The 20,869-nt window shown below is 40.0% G+C and carries 16 protein-coding genes and 1 pseudogene; 8 read left to right on the top strand and 9 right to left on the bottom strand.

Annotated features, from left to right (window positions below; genetic code table 11):
• Positions 1 to 106: 106 nt before the first annotated feature.
• Positions 107 to 559, bottom strand: coding sequence for a DUF302 domain-containing protein (locus PSI06_RS00215; RefSeq protein ID WP_273602941.1), 453 nt, complete (start codon positions 557 to 559; stop codon positions 107 to 109).
• A gap of 441 nt (positions 560 to 1,000) precedes the next feature.
• Here PSI06_RS00215 and PSI06_RS00210 point away from each other — a divergent pair, with 441 nt between their 5' ends.
• Complete coding sequence (locus PSI06_RS00210; RefSeq protein ID WP_273602942.1) at positions 1,001 to 3,136, top strand: TonB-dependent siderophore receptor; 2,136 nt, start codon at positions 1,001 to 1,003, stop codon at positions 3,134 to 3,136.
• Positions 3,137 to 3,165: 29 nt separating this feature from the next.
• Here the strand turns inward: PSI06_RS00210 and PSI06_RS00205 are convergent, their stop codons facing one another.
• The 7 genes and pseudogenes from PSI06_RS00205 to PSI06_RS00175 form a co-directional block, all read right to left on the bottom strand.
• Complete coding sequence (locus PSI06_RS00205; protein WP_273602943.1) at positions 3,166 to 4,245, bottom strand: mechanosensitive ion channel family protein; 1,080 nt, start codon at positions 4,243 to 4,245, stop codon at positions 3,166 to 3,168.
• Between the two features lie 169 nt (positions 4,246 to 4,414).
• Positions 4,415 to 4,816 carry a DUF6691 family protein gene (locus PSI06_RS00200; protein ID WP_029772173.1) on the bottom strand — a complete coding sequence of 134 codons (402 nt, stop codon included), beginning with the start codon at positions 4,814 to 4,816 and terminating at the stop codon, positions 4,415 to 4,417.
• Positions 4,817 to 4,820: 4 nt separating this feature from the next.
• Entirely contained in the window at positions 4,821 to 5,234 is a 414-nt protein-coding gene (locus PSI06_RS00195) for a YeeE/YedE family protein (RefSeq protein WP_024033749.1), read from the bottom strand.
• Between the two features lies 1 nt (position 5,235).
• Positions 5,236 to 6,495 (bottom strand): annotated as a pseudogene (locus PSI06_RS00190) (OmpP1/FadL family transporter).
• Positions 6,496 to 6,716: 221 nt separating this feature from the next.
• Complete coding sequence (locus tag PSI06_RS00185; protein WP_273602944.1) at positions 6,717 to 8,147, bottom strand: sugar porter family MFS transporter; 1,431 nt, start codon at positions 8,145 to 8,147, stop codon at positions 6,717 to 6,719.
• A gap of 36 nt (positions 8,148 to 8,183) precedes the next feature.
• Complete coding sequence (locus tag PSI06_RS00180) at positions 8,184 to 9,278, bottom strand: FecR family protein (protein ID WP_248451025.1); 1,095 nt, start codon at positions 9,276 to 9,278, stop codon at positions 8,184 to 8,186.
• Complete coding sequence (locus PSI06_RS00175) at positions 9,271 to 9,843, bottom strand: RNA polymerase sigma factor (protein ID WP_024033745.1); 573 nt, start codon at positions 9,841 to 9,843, stop codon at positions 9,271 to 9,273. Before PSI06_RS00175 ends, PSI06_RS00180 begins: the two co-directional genes overlap by 8 nt.
• Before the next feature lie 355 nt (positions 9,844 to 10,198).
• On the opposite strand from PSI06_RS00175, the gene PSI06_RS00170 reads away from it, so the two are divergent.
• The 5 genes from PSI06_RS00170 (at position 10,199) to PSI06_RS00150 (ending at position 17,212) form a co-directional block, all read left to right on the top strand.
• The gene (locus PSI06_RS00170; RefSeq protein WP_273602945.1) at positions 10,199 to 13,492 is read left to right on the top strand and encodes a TonB-dependent receptor; all 3,294 of its coding nucleotides are present in this window, start codon (positions 10,199 to 10,201) and stop codon (positions 13,490 to 13,492) included.
• Between the two features lie 71 nt (positions 13,493 to 13,563).
• Positions 13,564 to 15,120, top strand: a complete 1,557-nt coding sequence (locus PSI06_RS00165) for a tryptophan halogenase family protein (protein WP_273602946.1) — start codon at positions 13,564 to 13,566, stop codon at positions 15,118 to 15,120.
• Between the two features lie 38 nt (positions 15,121 to 15,158).
• Positions 15,159 to 15,899 (top strand): SapC family protein, encoded by a 741-nt coding sequence (locus tag PSI06_RS00160; RefSeq protein WP_064386765.1) that lies wholly within the window; start codon positions 15,159 to 15,161, stop codon positions 15,897 to 15,899.
• A gap of 19 nt (positions 15,900 to 15,918) precedes the next feature.
• Positions 15,919 to 16,611 (top strand): DUF6445 family protein, encoded by a 693-nt coding sequence (locus PSI06_RS00155; RefSeq protein WP_273604966.1) that lies wholly within the window; start codon positions 15,919 to 15,921, stop codon positions 16,609 to 16,611.
• A 181-nt stretch (positions 16,612 to 16,792) separates the two neighbouring features.
• A complete protein-coding gene (locus PSI06_RS00150; protein ID WP_273602948.1) occupies positions 16,793 to 17,212 on the top strand; it encodes a GNAT family N-acetyltransferase in 420 nt (139 codons plus the stop codon).
• A 293-nt stretch (positions 17,213 to 17,505) separates the two neighbouring features.
• Here the strand turns inward: PSI06_RS00150 and PSI06_RS00145 are convergent, their stop codons facing one another.
• The gene (locus PSI06_RS00145; protein WP_273602949.1) at positions 17,506 to 18,000 is read right to left on the bottom strand and encodes a phosphatase domain-containing protein; all 495 of its coding nucleotides are present in this window, start codon (positions 17,998 to 18,000) and stop codon (positions 17,506 to 17,508) included.
• An 89-nt stretch (positions 18,001 to 18,089) separates the two neighbouring features.
• On the opposite strand from PSI06_RS00145, the gene PSI06_RS00140 reads away from it, so the two are divergent.
• Both PSI06_RS00140 and PSI06_RS00135 read left to right on the top strand, forming a co-directional pair.
• Positions 18,090 to 20,327: an exonuclease domain-containing protein gene (locus tag PSI06_RS00140; RefSeq protein ID WP_273602950.1), complete on the top strand. Its 2,238-nt coding sequence runs from the start codon at positions 18,090 to 18,092 to the stop codon at positions 20,325 to 20,327.
• Positions 20,328 to 20,462: 135 nt separating this feature from the next.
• Entirely contained in the window at positions 20,463 to 20,852 is a 390-nt protein-coding gene (locus PSI06_RS00135) for a hypothetical protein (protein ID WP_273602951.1), read from the top strand.
• The last annotated feature ends 17 nt before the right edge of the window (positions 20,853 to 20,869 follow it).

Here is a 20,869-nt window from a genome sequence, read left to right as displayed (position 1 = left end):
AAAAAAACCCGTTAGCTAACGGGTTTTTTATTGAGTTTTTTTAAGTTATTTAATATTAATACCAATTCGCTTAATTAAGTATTATTGCGGTTTGGTATAACTTTAATTATTTGGCCACCGCTGCCATAGAAAGCTTATTAAGCACCACAGCTACTTTATTAAGTACTTCTTCGCAGCCTTTTATATTGTGGCGTTCTTGCAAATAAGTGGGGCTGTTATAGGTAAGCCAAACTTGGCCATTGTTGTCTTGAGATATATGTACTTTTTGCGGTAAATCTATCGCCACACTTTGCTGGCACTGCATTAACGGTGTGCCTACCTTTGGATTACCAAAAATAATCACTTCACTTGGGGCCAATTCCATATCAACATTTTGAGCGTTTTTTTGATGATCTACCCGCGCAAAAATGGTTATCCCTTTGTTACTGGCTATTTTTTCAAAACGGTTAGCTGTTTCTTGAACAGAGTAATTACTTTGGAAACGTACTAAGCTGTCATTCGCACTTGCCACGGCCGTGGCCGAGAGTAAAATAACCCCTAAAAACAGTCGGTTTAACATGGTTTGCTCCTCATAAAAAGGCTGATACCAATTCGCTTAATTAAGCGGTTTATTTTGATGCTAGAAAAACGTGTTTATAGCTAGGCAAAAAATTCGCTATTTAGTCGTTCTCGGCATTGCCCTAACTTCTGCATCCATACAGTCGTAAATGAGCATTTTTTAACGCAAGTAGCGACACGTTTAGCCCCACAAAATGATTAAGTATTAATGCGAATTGCTATTATAAAGCGTATGAAAAATACACACTATCTGAGTTCCTTATTTGGTTCAACACTGCGCAAAGGGAATATGTATAAAACGTGAGCATAAAAGTCTTTAAGTACCTATTTTAGTTGCGATTAATTCGAAAAATAAGGATGAATATGAAATTATTTGCATTGCATATAGTAATGATAGTCGTTATCATTCGCGGCGTTTTATACACCTCTTTTCAGGATCAACATGTTTAACCAAAAATACTTGGCGCTTAGTATTGCTGCGTCTTTTTCTGCTTTTTCTAATGTGGCATTTGCCGAGCAAAATAACGAAATTGAAACAATAGAAGTAACAGGCCGCGCTCAGCAGTTTTACCTAGAAACCGAAAGTAAAATTGGGACTAAAACGGATTTAGATCTTATTAAATTACCGCAATCTGCGCAGGTATTAACCGAGCAGCTTATTATTGACCAAGCCGCGCGCGATATCACCGATTTATACCGCTCAATAGCCGGGGTAAGTGAGTACAGTTATTCGGGCGTTACTTTTCGTGGATTTAGAGACGATGCCGATGTATTTTACGATGGCGTACGCGGCGACCCGTACTCGGGCTTTGGTGTACCACAATTATTTAATGTTGCACGTGTAGAAGTATTAAAAGGCCCAGCCTCTGCGTTATATGGTGGTGGTGAGCCAGGCGGTATGATCAACTACGTGACTAAAAAGGCAAGTTATACGCAAAGTAAAGAGCTAAAACTAACGCTTGGCAATTACAACACACATGGCGCCTCACTTGATATGACCGGCGGTTTAACCGACACCATGGCATACAGAGTAGGTGGTTATTACGAAGAGCAAGACAGCTTTCGTAATAACGCAGATTCAAAAAACAGTGAGTTTACCGCTGGTTTATTATTTGATTTAACCGATTCAACCACACTAACCACCACTGTTGATTACATTAAGCAAGACTTAGGCGGTAACCGTTTACGTGGTGTACCGGTAGATGACAACGGCAACTTTTTAGTTGACCCTAGTTACAACGCAAATGAAGCATTTGACTACCAAGACATGGAAGCGTTAGTGCTGCAAGCCGAGCTAAAGCATTACTTTAATGATGATTTTTCTGTAAGTAGCACACTGCGTTACATGGATAACGAACGCGACCAAGCCTACCATGAGTCGCAAAGTTGGGTAGATGTAAACGGCGATGGTGAAGCAAACATTGATGACGAAACCATTAAACGCGAATACCGAAAGCAATACCGCGCCAACGAAGAAACAAGCTTAACCACCGACTTTGTTTATAGCTTTGAGCAAGGCCAATTAGCACACCAAGTATTATTTGGTGGCGACTACCACATAGTCGATACCGAGTACGATTACTTACGCGCCCGTTATGAAGCGGACGGCGTGGCTAACTTAAACATATTTGACTTAAATTACGGCGAAACCGACCCAAGTACTTATAACCTTACCGACATGAACCGCGATGGTGTTGAATCCGACCGTTTTGGCGTATACGTACAAGATGTTGTAAGCATTAACGAGCAATGGACCGTGATTGCCGGCCTGCGTTACGATTATTTTAAAGAGCTAAATAAAGAAACCGGTTACAGTTACTCAGATAACGATGTAACACCGCGCGTGGCCGTTACATACCAACCTGTTGAAAATACCTCGTTATACATAAATTACTCAGAAAGCTTTAATCCAGCATCATCGGGTGACCAAGAAGATGTAGAAGGCGAGGGCAACTTAACCCCAGAAACCGGTAAACAAACCGAAATTGGTATGAAAAACCAATGGCTAGATGGCAAAATTATGAGCACCTTTGCTATTTACCAAATTAATAAAGAAAACGTAGTAATGAGTAACCCAGACGACACGGGCGCGGGTGACGGCATTGCAGCACTTTTAAATATTGGTGAGGTAGAAAGCCGCGGATTTGAAACAACGCTGGTGGGCGATTTAACCGAGCACTGGACGCTAACCGCTAACTACGCCTACAACGATACACTAGTTATTGAAGGTGTGACCGGTGATACTATTTCAAGCACCTACGGTGATGGCTCTCGCTTTGCTAATGCGCCGCGCCACCAAGCTGGTTTATGGTCGCGTTTTGCGCTTGATAGCATCGACTCGTCTATAGCATTTGGCGCAAATTACGTAAGCGAGCAAATAAGCCAAGATGGCCAAAAAGTTAAACCCTTTACTGTATTTGATATGAGCTGGACTACGCGCTTTGACGATGTGTTATTAAGCGTAAATATTAATAATATATTTGATAAAGAATACGCAGTAAGTGGCTTTAGTGAGCGTAACGGTCACTTCCCAGGCAGCCCACGAGAAATAGTAGGCCAAGTAACCTATAAATTTTAAAGCAATTTAAGCGCGAGCTTATCTCGCGCTTATTTTTTATCGCTATTAAAATTAGCGGCTTCTTGCGCTGTGTTAATAGCTGTAATAGGGAAGGGGATCACAATACCTTCTTGGTTATAGCGTTTGTGTAGCGCTTTAATAAAAGCAGACTTAACCCAAAACCGATTAAAGTACTCTTTTGCGCGCAGCATTACGGTAAAGTTAATGCTTGAGTTATCAAAGGTGTGATACACCACAAAGGTATTGTAATCATCAACCCCCCATTCATGGTCAATCAGTACTTGGCGCGCAACTTCTAGCGTTACTTGCTCTACAAATTCTAGGTCTGAGCTGTAGTGAACGCTTACATCAACAGGTACACTCAGTTCTTTTTCGGGGTAAAAGTAATTAATAACACGCGATTTAGAAAGCTGACTATTCGGAATAATAATCATATTATTTGGCAGCATTTTAACCCACGTAGAGCGCCAACCAATTTTCTCTACAAAGCCTTGCTCCTTTGACTCAAGCTCAATAAAATCCCCCACCCGTATGGGTTTATCTATAACAAGCTGCACGCCCGAAAAAAAGTTTTCAAGGGTGGGTTGCAGAGCAAGCGCCACCGCTAATGATGTAATACCTAACGAGGCAATTATAGGCGTAATAGAAATACCCAAGGTGCCTAACAGCACTAAAGCCCCGACCGATAAAACGCTTACCCTAACAATGCCTTTAATAATACTTTGCGAATTAAAAATTACCGCCGACTCTTTGCTGTAGTAATTAATGGTGCCCACAAAAAAGCGGTCAAAAAATAAAATAATAGCCACTAAGCCCAAAATAATATTAATGGTCGAAAACGAAATATAGCTCGCAACCGGCTCGCCTTGTATTAATAACCCTTGCTCTATAATGGTGAGTAGCACAATAATTGTGCAAAGGGTGAGCGGTTTAGAGATAGAGGCGATAAGTAAGCTATCGAATATAAATTTAGTGTGAGAGGTCCACTTTTTAAGCCAGTACATTATAAAAAAGCGGATACAAAACAAAGCTATAGTTATAGAAACTAAACAAATAGCAATAACAACCCAAGGTTGCTCTGTTAGGTTGTAAAAAGTAGTAGCAGACATTACTTACCTCTCTTTTATAAACTTAAAAGAGTAAGCAGCAAGTTATGTACCTATATGAATAGTTAGCCAAGGCAAGGAAAGAGAGGCTATTTAAATAGCGTTAAACTGGCAAGCTAATACCTGCCAGTTTTAATGAAGGACTAAGGCCGTATATATTTCGAAGTTAAATTTATACTTTTTTAGCTATCCACATACCGCCAAGTACGGCTGCAAAAAATAACCAAAATTCCATTTTAAGTGAAGTAAGTTGCACAAGGCCCGGGCCTGGGCATATGCCGCTTAATCCCCAGCCCAAACCAAACAGTACAGAGCCAGTGATTAGCCGAGGGCTAATGTTTTTGACATCACTTAAAGTAAACGTTTCACCAAGCAGTGGTTTATCTTTTTTGGCAACCCAAAACCATGCCAGCATCATTATTCCCATAGCCACAGCCATTACAATAATTAAACTGCCATCCCATTGATTTTGAAAATTTAAAAAGTTAAGTACTTTGTCGGGGTTTGTCATACCACTAATGATAAGCCCTAAACCAAATATAAATCCTAAAATAACATGAATTACTGCTGTCATTTTTTTAACCTACTAGGTTTGCTGTAATTATAGCCACGGCCATAAATGTACATGTTGAAACCCACGAACGGGTAGAAAAACGCGACATGCCACATACGCCATGGCCACTTGTACAGCCATTAGCTAATGAGGTGCCCATACCGACAAGTAGCCCAGCTATCACTATAAGCACAGGCGATAAGCTCAGCTCACCTTCTAATAAAGATGGCGCAAATATACGCACTGCAATACCGGCTAATAATAGCCCTGCAATAAAGTATAATTTCCAACGCGACTCAGCCGTTTGCTTATTAAAAACAGATTTAACAATGCCTGATATACCGGCTATTTTTCCGTATAAAACCAGTAATAGTGCGCACGCTATTCCTATTAAAGCACCCCCTATAGCTGCCGCTATTGGCGTAAACTCTGTAACCATTTTATATTCCCCAAGCAACCGACACACCTAGGCCTGATTGCTCCATTTCAATTGATATTTGTTGGTTTGGCGCTAAGTAGTTAGCACCCGATACTTTTTTAGCTGGCGAGTAAAAAGCCATTGCATTTAATTGTACCGTGTTACTAATAGAATGGCTAAAACCCGTAGTAAAATGCCATTCTTGCACACCTGGCGCTAAAATATTAAGTAAAACGTTTGATGAAGGAATAGGTTGCTCTGTATACGAAATACCAAAGCGAATTTTTTGTTTTGCTGTACGCTGCCACTGATAGCCAAGTTTATAAATGGTCATATCGTCCCAACCAAAACCTGCGCCTGCATCGGCACCTAGTGGAGCCGACATTAAATTATCAATCGGGTTAGCAATGCTGTTTACTTCACTGTAATTTATTTTTTGCCAATCAAATACAAGCTGGTTGTTTGGCGTAATTTTATAAGCTGCGCCAATTTGAAGCGAACTAGGTAAATCAAATCCACCTTGCTCTGCAAACAAACCTTTATAGCTATCAAACTCTTGCATAGATACTGATGAGCGGTAACTTGCTCCCCAGCTTAATGACGAGTTTATATCTTGGCTAATACCTAATTGAATACCTAAGCCTGTGCTGGTGTCGGTACCATTATTTGTAAGGGCTTCGGGCGATTACGAAAAAGGCGCAAAGTTTCCAAGGCCTGTAGCTTTAAACTGCTGCACTGCATAAATTGGTGATACACCAAGGCGTATTTGCTCGTTAAGTTTGTAGCTTATTGTTGGGCTAATAAACATTTGCTTTAAATCAACACCCGTAGTGCCAGCATAAAATGTGCCTTCAGGCTCTGAATCGGCGCTGTAGTCGGTGTTCATACCGCCATTACCATAAACTAATAAGCCAATACTTACTTTGTCATTAAGCTGGTGGCCAATAGCAAACTCAGGAATAGCAAATAAAGTGTTATCACTTTTTTGGGTTTTTGCTTGCAGGTAAAATGCGTCAGGGTAAAAGGTATCTACATCAGATGCTGAGTATTTTCGATCAGGCGAAAAAAGCTCTAAGCCCACAGATAATTGCGTGCCATTAGCTAAAAAGGTAGCAGGGTTATTAGCGCCAGACATTAACTCTTCAGATAGCGCAACACCCGCACCCGCCATGCCTTTGTGGGTCATGCCATAACCATGAGTAAAATACCCATTGGTAGCAAATGCGTTAAACGAACCTAAAGTAAGGGTTAGGGCCAAACCAGATACTAACTTATTTTTCATTTTGATAGACATACGTAGTGGGAAAACGCGGACAATAGCTAATTTTCTATATTCAAAAAAGGAATTTATATCGATTACTTATAGTAAAAAGGAATACTGAACGCGATTGGTAAGCCAATGTTTAGTGCAGTAATTATTAGATGGTTTAATACTGATATTAAATCAATCATTTACCTAAAAAACACAAAGCGGTGAAAAGGGTTCACCGCTTTCAGGGCTAATTACATAGACTCAAGTGTTTTACCACGGGTTTCTGTAATGTATTTAGCCACAAAAAATATGCTAATAAGTGCCGATAAAGCATAAAAGCCGTACGCACCTGCAAGGCCAATGTTAGCCAGCATAATAGGGAAGGTCATGGTAATGGCAAAGTTAGCAATCCACTGCGCGCTTGCAGCAACAGCAAGCGCTGCCCCACGAATACGGTTATTAAACATTTCGCCTAATAACACCCACACAACAGGGCCCCAACTTAAACCAAAAAATACCACAAATAAATTAGCCATAATAAGCGCAAACGTACCCATGTTATCGCTAAGTACAAGCTTGCCTGCTTCATCAAGGCCTGCGCTGCCAAATATATAAGTAAGCGCGCTTAAGCTGATAAACATACCAATACTGCCTACTAATAGCAGCGGTTTACGGCCAATTTTGTCAACAAGGGCAATAGCAATAAAGGTCGATACAATATTAGTCGTCCCCGCTAATACATTTATAAATAACGATTGCGACTCATCAAACCCAGCAGCTTGCCAAAGCTCAGAGCCGTAATAAAATACCACGTTAATACCTACAAATTGCTGAAACACACTCAGCGCAACACCCGCCAATACAATCGGGTGTACTTTTTTACTGCCATCAATAAATAAATCGCGAATACTTGGCTTTTTATCGCTGCGTAAGGAGCTTTTAACATCGCTTATTTGCTCAGCAACGTTGTCGTTCGAAATTTTACTAAATACTGTTTTTGCATCGTCTACTTTACCTTGCGCCACTAAATAACGAGGCGACTCAGGAATAAACAACACACCCACTAAAAACAGTATTGCAGGCACAAGCTCAGCCCAAAACATCCAGCGCCAAGCGGCTATATCAAGCATTAAAATATTTTGCGCACTACCTGCTGCATCAGCAATTAAATAGTTACTTAAAAATGCAGCAAATAAACCCAATACAATAGCGAGTTGTTGTAATGTAGCTAAACGACCACGAAGGGCCGGTGGCGCAACCTCTGCAATATAAGCTGGCGCTAATACCGATGCAGCACCAATACCTAAGCCACCAAATAAGCGGTAAAAAATAAACTCGGCCGAGCTTTCGCTAATGCCTGAGCCAAACGCACTAATGGCAAAAATAATCGCGGTGATGATCATAATTGCACGGCGACCAAACTTATCAGCCAGCGGCCCCGCGGCAAGTGCACCCACGGCACACCCTAATAATACCGAGGCAACATTAAACCCCGTAGCTACACTGCTTGAATTAAAAGCATTACCCAGTGCCGACACTGTGCCGTTAATAACACCCGAGTCAAAACCAAATAAAAAGCCACCAATAGCAGCCACTGCAGAGATAAAAATTACGTAAAAAAGAGAGCATGTGCCCAATGTGCGCGCCGGGCTATTACTGCTCGGCGAGAGAGGTGATGTCATAATTGTGTGTCCTGGTTTTTATTATTGTGTACTTTACTATATTGAGACGTGTGGTGCTGCGTATTTTAAACGAATTTTATCTGGGCTAACTCTTTCATAATCAATATTAAAATTATTGTTTAATACTTCTAGCAGTCCTTTAATATCGCCCGTTTTGAACATGCCAGCTACTTGTACTTTTTTGAGACGGTCATCCTCTGAAAGCTCGAAATCTATATTTGTATAGCGGCTGATTTCAGCCATGGCTTCAGCAAGTGATTCACCTCTAAATATTAAGCTACCTTTACGCCACGATAATCTAGCGGCTACATCCATAGGATCAACTTTTTCGGCCGCTTTAGCAATTTTACCTTTGAAGCTTAAATCAAGTTTTTCTCCCTTTGACACCGAAGTTGAACTATTTGATAAATACTGACCTTGTTTATTAGTCCCTTGGGAAAGATTTGGTAACGGTTTGGTACTTTGCTCTGCAACAAGGACTTTGCCATCTGTCACAATCAGTTCTATTTGCTTTTGACCTACTTCTACATTAAATGCAGTACCAACAGCCTGAATAACTTTATCACCAGCGATAACACTTAAAGGGCGCATTTTATCGTGAGCTACGTCTATATGAATTTCGCCACGCAGTAAATTTATTACGCGAGTGTGTTGGGTATACCTCACTTGAACAAAGCTATTTGTGTTTAAGGTGATTTTACTTTTATCAGAAAGCAGTATGTCCTTACTTTCACCTACGTCGGTTTGAAAATTAAGCTGTTTAGCAACCACAGCTGATTGATTAACCGGGTAAAAAAATGAAAAGTTAAACGCTTCTTGAAAAAAGCTAAGTGCAACAGCTAATAAAATAGATGCAGCTGTTGCACCTAACCACACAGGGAGGCGTTTTTGTTTTACTGGTGTTTGTGGAAACAGATCTGACAAGCGGCTGAGGTCGTCCATTTTGTCCCACAGCTGTGCTACTTCAAGTAACACCTCTACATTTTTATAAGATTGTGACAACCATTGCTTTAACGCTTGTTCTTCGAGCTTAGACAGTCCACGATCAAGTTTAGCCAGCCACTCACTTGCTTTATCAAGGCGCGCATCGTCGCTAGTGTTTCGTTCGTTTATATGATGAACATTACTCATTCCTCCCTCCTGCATTTAGCTGCGAAGAAGTATTTGGTTGCCCATAAACACTTTTTGTAGATTGACGCATAAATTGCGTACAACGTTTCATGCCTGTTGCTATATGTTTTTCCACGGTACTTTCACTAAGGTTTAATTGAGCAGCAATTTCTCGCTGCGAATAACCATACACTTTTTTTAATACAAACACTTTACGGCACTGCACGGGTAAAAGCCGTATGGCTTCACAAAAATTAGAAAATTCACTATCGGTGAGTGCTTTTTCGTACATTTCGTCTTGCTGGTGTTCCGCTAAGAGTTGCTCTAACGCTTCCATGTTGTCGATCCCATCGACTAGGCGTATATTGGCTTGCTTTTGGTAATCGAGCGCTAAATTTCGCGCCGTTTTATAAATAAAAGATTTTGGTGAGCTTATGTTTTCAGTGTTTTTAATCTGACAAATTCGCACATAAGTTTCTTGCACTATATCTTCAATTTCATGTGGCGGCACTATACGTGCAACTACATTTGAGAGACTTTTGCGCGAGGCCAAATAGACCTTATAAAAAAGTGTGTCTTTCGTCATTTAGTGTGTGTCTCGTGTGTGTGTTTACGGCAATTATTGTTATTGTTTTGCCAATACAAACTAAGACGAATGGTAAGAAAAAATCCGCCATTAAATTTAAAAAATAAATAAGTTTTTTTATTTTTAAATTTAATGTTCACTAACCGCAAAGGGCATAAAGCTTGTAATGTAAAGGCGAAGTGTACTACAGTTTTTGCCATTATAAATACCTTACTAAGTACTGGCTCTGTACTTTAGAAACTTTAACTTTTTAATTAATAAGTAAAAAATTGCAATGTGGACTGTATTTTTAATTGTTTAAAAATACAGTTAAAAGCGCAAACAATAAAAATAATAAAGGCATAAAAAAATTAGCATGGCTAGTCAAAAAAATAATTTATTAAAAAAAAATAAAAAAAATTTATGGAGGAAAATAAAAAGTCACTCGTCTTTGTTCTGTGTGTGGACAAAAACTATACACAAGGAATATTTACATTTGCCGCTTTGTTTACCGCTTTATGCGCTGGTTTTTAGCTTACTCACCACCGAGGTAAAAGCGAGCGCTGTAAACGATAAAGCTGTGTTTAATATTCCAAGACAAAGGGCCGATTTATCGCTAATAAATTTTGCCGAGCAAGCCGATATTACTTTGCTTTTTCCGCTGGATAAAATTCAGCAGTTACAAACAAATACTATTGCTGGCGAGTATTCAATAATAAACGCATTACAGATTTTACTCGATGGCACAGGGTTGCAACCGCATGTTAGCGAAGATGGGCAAATATCTATTTTAATAGACCCAAGTTTCGAGAGAACTGACAACATGGCTAACTATAAAAAAAATGGCGTGTCCAGTGCTGTACTAGCTGTACTAAGCACAATGGCAACGCTCCCTGCAGTCGCAGAGACAGCAGCACAAGAACCAGAAATAATTGAAGTACGCGGGATCAGAGGCTCGCTTGGCCGAGCTATGGATGCCAAAAGAGAAGCGGGCGGCGTGGTCGACTCCATTTCAGCAGAAGATATTGGTAAATTTCCTGACACAAATTTAGCTGAGTCTTTACAGCGAATTACGGGGGTTTCAATAGACCGTTCAGGCGGTGAAGGGCAGCTTATTACGGTGCGTGGTTTTGGCCCGCAGTTTAATACTGTGCTTGTAAATGGTCGCCAAATGGCCTCTGAAAATCAAAGCCGTGCGTTTAGCTTTGATACTATTGCATCAGAGCTAGTTAAAAGCTTAGATGTATTTAAAACCTCAACAGCCACTATGCAATCTGGTGGTATTGGCTCAACAGTAAATGTAAATACTGCGCGACCATTTGCGATTAGCGGTTTTAAAGTGGCAGGTAGCGTTAAGGGTATTTACGATGAAAATAGCGAAGAAACTACACCTGAAATTTCTGGATTAATTAGTAATACATTTAATGATGACACATTGGGTGTTTTGTTCGCTGTTTCTCGCCAAGAGCGCGAAACACGCTTAAACCAGGCGCAGGTAGACGGCTGGTTAGAAAATGTGGGCGTCCCAAACCCGCAAACTCAAAGCGGGCAAGCATACACCGGTAATATTTTTTCGCCGCGTAATTACGATCATAAAGTAACAACAGAAACACGTACACGTACCAATGCAAACTTAGTAATACAGTACGCACCTTCAGATGATTTAGTTATCACTGCTGATGCGCTCTATTCTGATTTTGATGTAGAAGCAGACACAACGTCTTATGGGCATTGGTTTACAGCGCCAAACTTAGAAGGCTTTGGCGGCGCTGCAGGGCCAACTGTTGATGAAAATGGCACTGTGGTTGATTTATATCAAGAGGTAGGCCTTGCCACCGATATGCACGCTAAAAAGTTTGATCGTTTAACTAACTCTAGCGCATTAGGTTTAAACTTTGATTGGCATGTAAACGATAACTTAAATATGAAGTTTGATTTAAGCCACTCAAAAGCTGAGCGTGAGGCTAATAATGGTGGCGGGGATCAGTTATCGTTGATTGGCTATGCTAACCGAGTTCGATTTGAAGTGGATGGCGGTATTTTACCTTATGCGAGTGAGTTTGCCTCTGCTAACCCTAACATTTATAGCGGCCAGCAAGAGCTGGACGGTGTTGCTTATAACCCTGCAGTTACACCTGATGGCGTATCAAACCATTTAGATACAGCCAATAGCCGAGCACATGTAATGCTACGCCGTGGTTGGGCTGTAGAAGATACCGTGGATCAGTTTCGTTGGGATAGCATTTGGCATAACGATGGTACATCAGGCCTAGTTTCGGTCAAATTTGGTGCTATGTATTCAACTGAAACAAAAAATCTTGATCGTTGGGATAACGAAGGTGTTGGTATTCACTGTACTTTTTGTGGTTACCCAGATGACCCAAGTATGGAAGGCTTAGCGCAATTTGTATTTGACGCAGGAGATGACTTTTTATCTGATGTGAGCGGCAGCGGTCGTATGCCAACGTCATGGCTTGCACATGATGGTGAGGCAAACTTTGCGTACCTTGAGCAAATAGCTGCAGCGAATGGTCAGCCTATTAGTTTTGATGCAGTTAAGCGTAATAAGTCGTTTGAGATAACTGAAGATACTTTCTCGTTTTATACAGAATTTGATTTTGAAGCTGAACTTGCAGGCATGCCTTTATACGCAACAGCCGGCTTTAGATACGAAAGCACCGATGTAGAAGTAAAAGGCACAGACGAGCCAGTTAGTGCTTTAACGATCTTAGATAAAACGGAAATGCTCGCAAACTTTGGCGCCGTAGAAAATATTTCAGCAAGTTCAGATTACGAAGCGATTTTACCTAACTTTAGTGTAAAGCTTGAAATAAGCGATGAGCTAATAGCACGTGCTGCTGTATCACAAACAATTACACGACCAACACTCGATAGTATGTCGCCTGTAACTGTAATCGAAACAACTCGGCAGGGGGGCAATTTAACATCAAGCTCTGGTAACCCTGAACTTGAACCGTTTACCTCTGATAACTTAGATTTATCATTAGAGTGGTATTACGCTGATGCCAGTTATTTATCCGCTGGTTACTTTAGAAAGAATGTTGCTAACTTCATTATCAATACCACTGAAGATTTAACCTTTGAATTGTCTGGTGGCGGATTGTTGACTGACCCTTCAACAGGTAACGATGTAGATAACCCTGATGCAGCCGACTCAACGGCTGTATTTACAAACACCTTACCAAATAATAGCGAATCTGCGATTGTTGATGGCTGGGAAATAGCCTTACAGCATAGTTTTGACAGTGGCTTTGGTTTTATGGTTAATGCAACATTTGTAGACAGTGATGCAGAGCTAGACCCTGCAGATATAACTCAAGTATTTGCATTAACAGGCTTAAGCGACTCTTATAATGTGGTTGGCTTTTATGAGAATGGACCATTTCAAGCGCGTTTAGCCTATAACTGGCGCGATAGCTTCGTACAGTCACTTACACAGCTAAATGGTGATGGTGTGACAATTGTGGAAGATTACGCACAACTTGATGCTAGCGGCAGCTATGACATTACCGAAAATGTATCGGTATTTTTTGAAGGTATTAACTTAACCGAAGAATATGTGCACAAGCGTGGTCGTTTTTCTAATCAATTATTATTGGTTGAAGATAGCGGACGACGTTTTGCGTTAGGTATTCGCGGTAGTTTTTAACTTTAATTAATAAAGTGGCTTTTACATTTAGTAATAGCCACTTTTTAAATATGCCTTTATAGGTAACAAGTATGAACCAGCAAAATAAAAAAATAAAAACAGTGGTTGTCGTTGGTGGTGGTATAGCGGGCTGGCTAACAGCCGGACGGTTAGCGGCGCACCATAAAAGTAATCCCCCCGATGGCCTTAATGTTGTGCTAGTTGAATCTCCAAATGTACCAATTATAGGTGTTGGTGAAGGCACTTGGCCTACCATGCGTAGTACATTAATAGCACTTGGTATTAGCGAAACCGACTTTATACGTGAGTGCGAAGCAAGCTTTAAACAAGGTGCAAAATTTGCCAAATGGGTGGATGGCAGCAATGATGATTTTTATTATCACCCATTAGTTTTGCCACAGGGCTTTTCAAAAACAGATATGGCAGGGCATTGGTTAAATAATACCGCTGAGTCAACGTCTTTTTCTAATGCAGTATGTTACCAAGAAGCTATTTGTGAGCAAGGGCTTGCTCCTAAAACAATTCGCACCCCAGAATATGCTGCCTTAGCCAATTATGCCTACCACTTAGACTCGGCAAAATTTGCCGTTTTTTTACAAAAACATTGTACGCAGGAGCTTGGCGTTAAACATTTTTTAGCTGATGTAACACAGGTCAATAGTGCTAAAAATGGCGATATTGCAAGTGTTACCACAAAGCAACAAGGTGAAATTAGCGGTGATTTATTTGTCGATTGTACCGGTTTTTCATCATTGTTATTAGGCGAGCATTATAAGGTTCCTTTTATGCCTTGCGATGATGTGCTGTTTATCGATACCGCCTTAGCAGTGCAAGTCCCCTATGAGAATGAAGATGAGAGCATTGCGTCTCACACAATTTCAACAGCGCAAGAAGCAGGCTGGATATGGGATATAGGGTTACAACACCGCCGTGGGATAGGTTATGTGTATTCGAGTAAATACAGTAGCGAAGCACAAGCACGAGAAAAGCTTAAAGAGTATGTTGGCGATAAAATAGAGTCGTTAACAATTAGAAAAATCCCTATTAAAAGTGGCCATCGCTCACACTTTTGGCAGAACAACTGTGTTGCGGTAGGGCTTTCGGCTGGCTTTTTGGAACCGCTTGAAGCTTCTGCATTGGTATTAGTAGAAATGTCAGCGCAAATGATAAGCGAACAACTCCCCCACACCCGCGATATTATGGATATTACCGCCAAGCGCTTTAATGAGACGTTTAGCTACAGGTGGGAAAAAATAATCGACTTTTTAAAGTTACACTATATTTTATCAACCCGTGACGATAACGCATTTTGGCGTGATAACAGAGACCCAAAAACGATTCCTCAAAGCCTACAAGATCTAATGAAATTATGGCAATACCGCGCCCCTGCTGACCACGACTTTACAAGTAACAATGAGGTGTTTCCAGCGGCGAGTTATCAATATGTTTTATATGGTATGGGCTTTAAAAGTGACTACAGCACAACTTCCTATATGCTTAAAGACACTGATTTTGCTAAAAGTCAGTTTGATAAAAATAAAAGCATGATAAACCAAGCAGTCACTAACTTACCTAGTAACCGAGAATTGTTAAATAAAATTAAGAGTCATGGCTTTAGCACTATTTAGCTTAAAAATTTACACATAAAAACAATAAAGAGACACGCATGGAAAATTTAGTCGCATTAGAGCAAAGTGCTCATCAGCATATAAAAATAGACACACAAAAAGCACAATCACACGCTGAAAACATTAATATGATCCCTGTTGTTATGGCAGAACTTAATCAAATTGCCGTTCAGCAGCCTATAGTTTTTGCAAAAAATTCAGAAACAGGGGAGTTTACACTCAATGCTTTATTAGGCTTTGAGCAACATGAGAACTTGTTTTATCAGCACTCGCAGTGGCAGGGAGTATATTTACCGCTTCAGTTACAGCGTCAGCCATTTTTTGTTGGTGATACTCATGCAAAGCAAACTCAATACCCTGTGTGTATTAATTTAAATAGCCCAGCAGTCATTAATAACCAAGCGCAAAGCCAGAATGATTTAGAACCAATTTATACCCAAAACGCAGAAGAAAGTGGTTATTTTAAAAAAATAAAGCAGTGTTTAGGGCATTTACTACAAGGCGAAATAGACAATAAAAAGTTAATAGATACCTTGTTACAGCATGAGCTACTGCAGCCATTATCGCTTGAGGTAACGTTTCAGAACAGTCAAAAAACAAAGTTAAACGGCTTATACACTATTAATCAAGAAAGACTCGCACAACTTGATAGTGATCAAATTACGCTTTTACATCAACGCGCTTTATTACCCGCTATTTATACTGTTATAACCTCACTTGGCCAAATATACCCATTGATTGAGCGTAAAAATGCGGTGCTTAATTTAGCCGATGATTGATTTTACACTTAACAAAAATATGGTGTTACAGATACACACTGTTGGGGAAGAGCAAACCCCAATTATTGTTATTGATGATTTTGTAAATAATGTAGATGCACTTATTAATTTTGCTGTGTTTTCTCAAAACGCTAGAGAAACATTTTGCGCACAAGAAAGTGATTTTTATCCAGGAGTAAGAAAAGCAGCACCGCTTAGTTATATCGAGCGGTTAAAAGACCTTGCGCCAATTATTAATTCACACTTTGATATGACAGATAAAAGCGAGTTTGATGTAATACTTTCTGCTTTTTCAATTGCATGCACTGAACCTGATGAGCTAAGGCCAATACAAATGCTCCCTCATTTTGATACACCAAATATGAATCAACTTGCTATGGTGCACTTTTTATGTGATGAAACGCATGGTGGCACTTCATTTTATAAGCATAGAGCCCTAGGGTATGAACGCATAACAAAAGAGCGACTTATGCCATATAGGCAAACTATTAAGCAGCAAGCCATGGCGCAAAAGCTTCACAAAAACCCACATTATATAAATGGCAGTACATCTTTGTTTGAGCAAGTTTACAGTGTAGAAGCAAAGTTAAATCGGGTTGTTATATACCCAAGCAACTTATTGCATTCTGGTAATATAAATGCGGCTAACGATTATGCACGCGATCCAATTAATGGGCGTTTAACTATTAGTAGCTTTGCTGTTTTACGTTAGCTTTTTATTAACTGCTCAAACTTTCAAAGTATTCTTTTAAGTTAAAAGTTGAATATGTCCCCTGAAAGCTGGTTAAAACTAATTAACCAATTAGCACGCGTAATTTATAGCGCAGTTTAGCTTATTCAATTAAAGTGGCTAATTAGTTTATTGAGTATTAATTCTTTTTGAGGCTAGATGGATGCTAGAGATTGTTGCTACTGAAGACTTAAAGGCTGCCGCACAGTTTACGTTTAACAATATGAAACCCTATTACGAAATGTATGCGGTAGATTGGGATGTAGAAAACATTTACCAAGCTACCAAAAACCTTAAAAATTTTGATATTTTGTGTAAGAGTCAACTCATAGGTGTCGTGCGCTTATCGTTTGAAGAAGGGCGTTGCCAACTTCGCGATATTCAGATTGAAACTGCTTATCAAAACAAAGGTTATGGTGCTCACGTTATTGCTAAAGTAGTTGATATAGCTCGACAACACAGCGTCAAATTCATAGACCTCAAAGTATTTCAGCTAAGCCCAGCATTTAAGTTATATAGCCGTATTGGATTTGCAGTCGATAGAAAAGATGATCGTTTCTACTACATGAGCTTGCGAGTCTAATAGCAACAGTATTAAGAGGCGTAAAGTACTTGGTTGCACTACTCTTTAGCTAACTTTAGTCAAGTCCGACTGTATTACCCTATGCAGGTATTAGTTTTTAGGAGAGTTAGGTGTATTTAATTGCTGTGTGGTCTGCTCAAAAATTTAAAAGTAGATTTAGGCCTGCAGGTTTTGGCTCATTCCTATTTGGAGGTTTTTTGGTTTACATAATTACGATTAGTTACCGTTAATAAGTGGCTAAGCTTATAAAGGGTAACTAAGAATGAGCTTTAACATATTCCCCTGTTTTTCCCTCACACCTCAAAGTTATTAAAGTATTCTTTTTGCAGCTCTATAGTAAGCGCTTTAGAGCGAATGCCTTGTACTAAGTTATATACCTCTTCTTTTGTGTAACCTGCCGAATTTAAAATAAGCGCAGCGACCAACCCTGTGCGGCCTGTACCGCCTTTACAATGTATGGCAATGGTTTGTTTGTGTTGTATGGCCTGTAATATGTCGGTTTTGTGGGTGTTCCAGCTTGATGTAAAAGGCTGTTTGGGTGCTTCGTCGTCATTTATTGGTAAATGAAGCCAGGTTATATCGTGCTTATTGCACTCACTATTAATTGTTTCTACGTTGTTTTTTTCAAGCTCCTTTTGCGGCATAAGCGATAACAGCATGTGAGTGCCAGCGGCCTTTAATGTAGCGATTGAATCCGCTAGGTTTTGCGTTTTTGTACCAGGGCAGGGCGTAAAAATAATTTTTGCGCCGTTATTGAGTGATAAAACATCGTATGGGGGCGCGCTCATGGTAAGTCCTTTATTTTTAATAAATTTACTTTTATACGCTCACTATAGCGTGTTTTAGTTACAAGTTTAAGATTGAATAATAAGCACAAATGCTAGATACTGTTTTTATATACAGTTGTGGCGTTGTTATGAAAAAAGAATTACCAGCAAAATACTATTTAGCGCATTTTAGAGAGCTTATTGAGTTTGTAACAAGTAAATGTATGCATTTACTTGAGCCTAAACATAGTGAATTTATTAGTAAAATTAACCAACTAGATGAGCAAAGCCAATGCATGTTGGCGCGTGTGTATTCGCGCAAGCCTTATTTAGTGCAGGCGCAATCGCTCAATTATGAAGAAATAACTTCGCCGCATCAGGCTATTTATACGCTAAAAACAGCGGGTATTTTATATGAGCCAAACGCACAGCATTACAAGCAGCTTATAGCGCATTTAACCAAGCCCATGTTGGTGGAGTTACTCAGTAATTACAGTGAGCAAGTAAGCTTTAAGAAAAGCGCAGCTAAAGGGGAGTTGGTCACTATTGCGTGTCAGTTTTTTAGTGATCGCGCAGATGATTTAGCCCCTTTATATAGCCAATATGTGATAAATAACCGTGAAGTTTATTACGAGTATTTTGAGTTTTTATTTGCAGGGCGCTTAAGTAGTGGCGATGTAAACCATCAAAACCGCTTTGTTATGCGCGATTTAGGGTTAACCGCTACCCGCGAAGGGCACAGCGAGAGCTTATCGCGCTTTATTACACTCGCTGAGGCGCAATCTAATTACGTTTTAAATCGTTACCGTTTAGCGTTTAAAAACATTGGCAAAACAGCCGGTAATACAAAAGATGAAACCTTTGATGACAAAGCCCCTTACACCGAGCTTGCGTATTTAGTATTGGCGCAACCGGCGCATGGCGCACAAGCGCACGACATTAAAAACAAACTGCTGGTTAGGCTGTATAAACAACTTAAAAATACCGATAGCGAACTTGCTTTTAGCTTACTTGAAGGCTGCACCGATTACGCCGAAGCCCAAGAAATTCAAATAAGAGAGCAATACCGCCTAGGTAATAAAGCGTGGGTTAAAGCGCAGCTAGAGCAAATTATAGAAAACCCGCTCACCGACGATTTACTGTATTTTGCTGATGACTTTTTAATGCGTAAGTTTAATAAACAAACGCGTTCGCGCTTAAGTACCATGCTGGCCGACACCCAGTGTGTGCTTGAAATTGACGAAATTTACCGAGGCGATGTAGAGCAAGGCGTAAATGAGCATTACAGTGCAAAAGGGTTAACGGTTTTTAATACCGAAAACACCTTATGGCAAAGCTTGTTTGGCTTAGTATTTTGGCACGAGTTATTTATTGAATCGCCATACCCGCCGTGTAATGAATTTGATATTTACCCGCAAGTTTTACAGCTTGGTAATTTTTATGAAGCACAAAGCACGCAAATTGACGCACGTTTAAAAAGCTGTAGCACTAATCAGGCGCTGCTTAATTTGGTATGTAAACATGCCGCGCAGTATTTTGAGCAGCCCAATGGTTTATTTAGATGGCGCAGCAATTTATTAGATCCACTAGAGGCACTTATTTTAAACAGCCCGCTTGAAGCGTTAATTGCGCACTTAACGGCTATGAGCAAACACTATTTACAGCTAAAAGACGGCTACCCCGACTTAATGGTTATTAATAATGGCCAAGTACATTTTGAAGAGGTAAAAGCCCCAGGCGATAAGCTTAGGCGCAACCAATTAACCACCATTGATAATTTAAAAAATGTAGGTTTTACAGTACATATTGCTGCTGTTAAGTGGTTTGTAGATCCTAACCGTATTTACAGCGTGGTTGATATAGAAACCACGGGTGGCTTAAAAGGGGGTAACCGCATTACCGAAATTGGCATTGTTAAAGTGCAGCACGGTAAAGTAATTGATACCTGGACGACACTTATTAATCCGCAGCGCCATATCCCAAGCTTTATTACTAAATTGACCGGCATAAGCGATGGCATGGTTTACAACGCGCCTGTATTTGCCGATATAGCCAAGCCACTACTAGATAAACTTGCAGGCAGTATTTTTGTAGCCCATAACGTAAACTTTGATTACGGTTTTATAAAAAAAGAATGCGAGGTTGCAGGGCACTTTTTTAAAATGCCAAAAATGTGCACCGTGGTTGAATCGCGCAGAGCGTTTAAAGGCTTAAAGTCGTATTCGCTTGGTAACCTTAGTACGCATTTTAATTTAAATTTAACCAGCCATCACCGCGCATTGGCTGATGCTACCGCCACTGCCGAGCTGTTACTGCTGATCCAAAACAGTGAAACGCTTACGCAGTAAACGAGTAATTTATATTTAAGAGTATGAAACTTAAATAATTAAGTAACGTTATTATAATTTTTTATTTATTTTTGGAATAAAGTGTTTTTGTAAATCGTCTTCTTATGTCAATCCGACAAACTAGAGGACAAAACAATGACTAAATTAAATAAAATTGTAAGCGTAATGATGTTAAGCGGTGTGTGTACTTTTACAGGTGCAGTGCAAGCCGCTGATATTGAACTATCTCAGTCAACGTCGGCGCAGCAACAAACATCTACATCTATTGCGCTTTCACAAAATGGTTTAACAGCCAGTGGTAGCAACGAGTCAAACGTATCTAACGATACACAAGTAACGGCTGATGATTCGCAAAACACAGATTCGACGGCGAATAACACGCAAACTCCAGCGCAAGAAAGCAGCGAAGCCGCAGAGCCTGCAAATACATTAGTTGCATCTGCCAGCTCATCTTTAAATAGCATTAAATGCATCGGCCGCGTCTTTAAATACCACAAGCACTACCACAGCCAATACAGCGCTTGATACAACAACGCAGTTAA

Source organism: Pseudoalteromonas sp. GABNS16E (genome assembly GCF_028598715.1).
GTDB lineage: Bacteria > Pseudomonadota > Gammaproteobacteria > Enterobacterales > Alteromonadaceae > Pseudoalteromonas > Pseudoalteromonas atlantica.
Note: the sequence above shows the minus strand (reverse complement) of the source record. Positions and strands in the feature narration are given on the sequence as shown.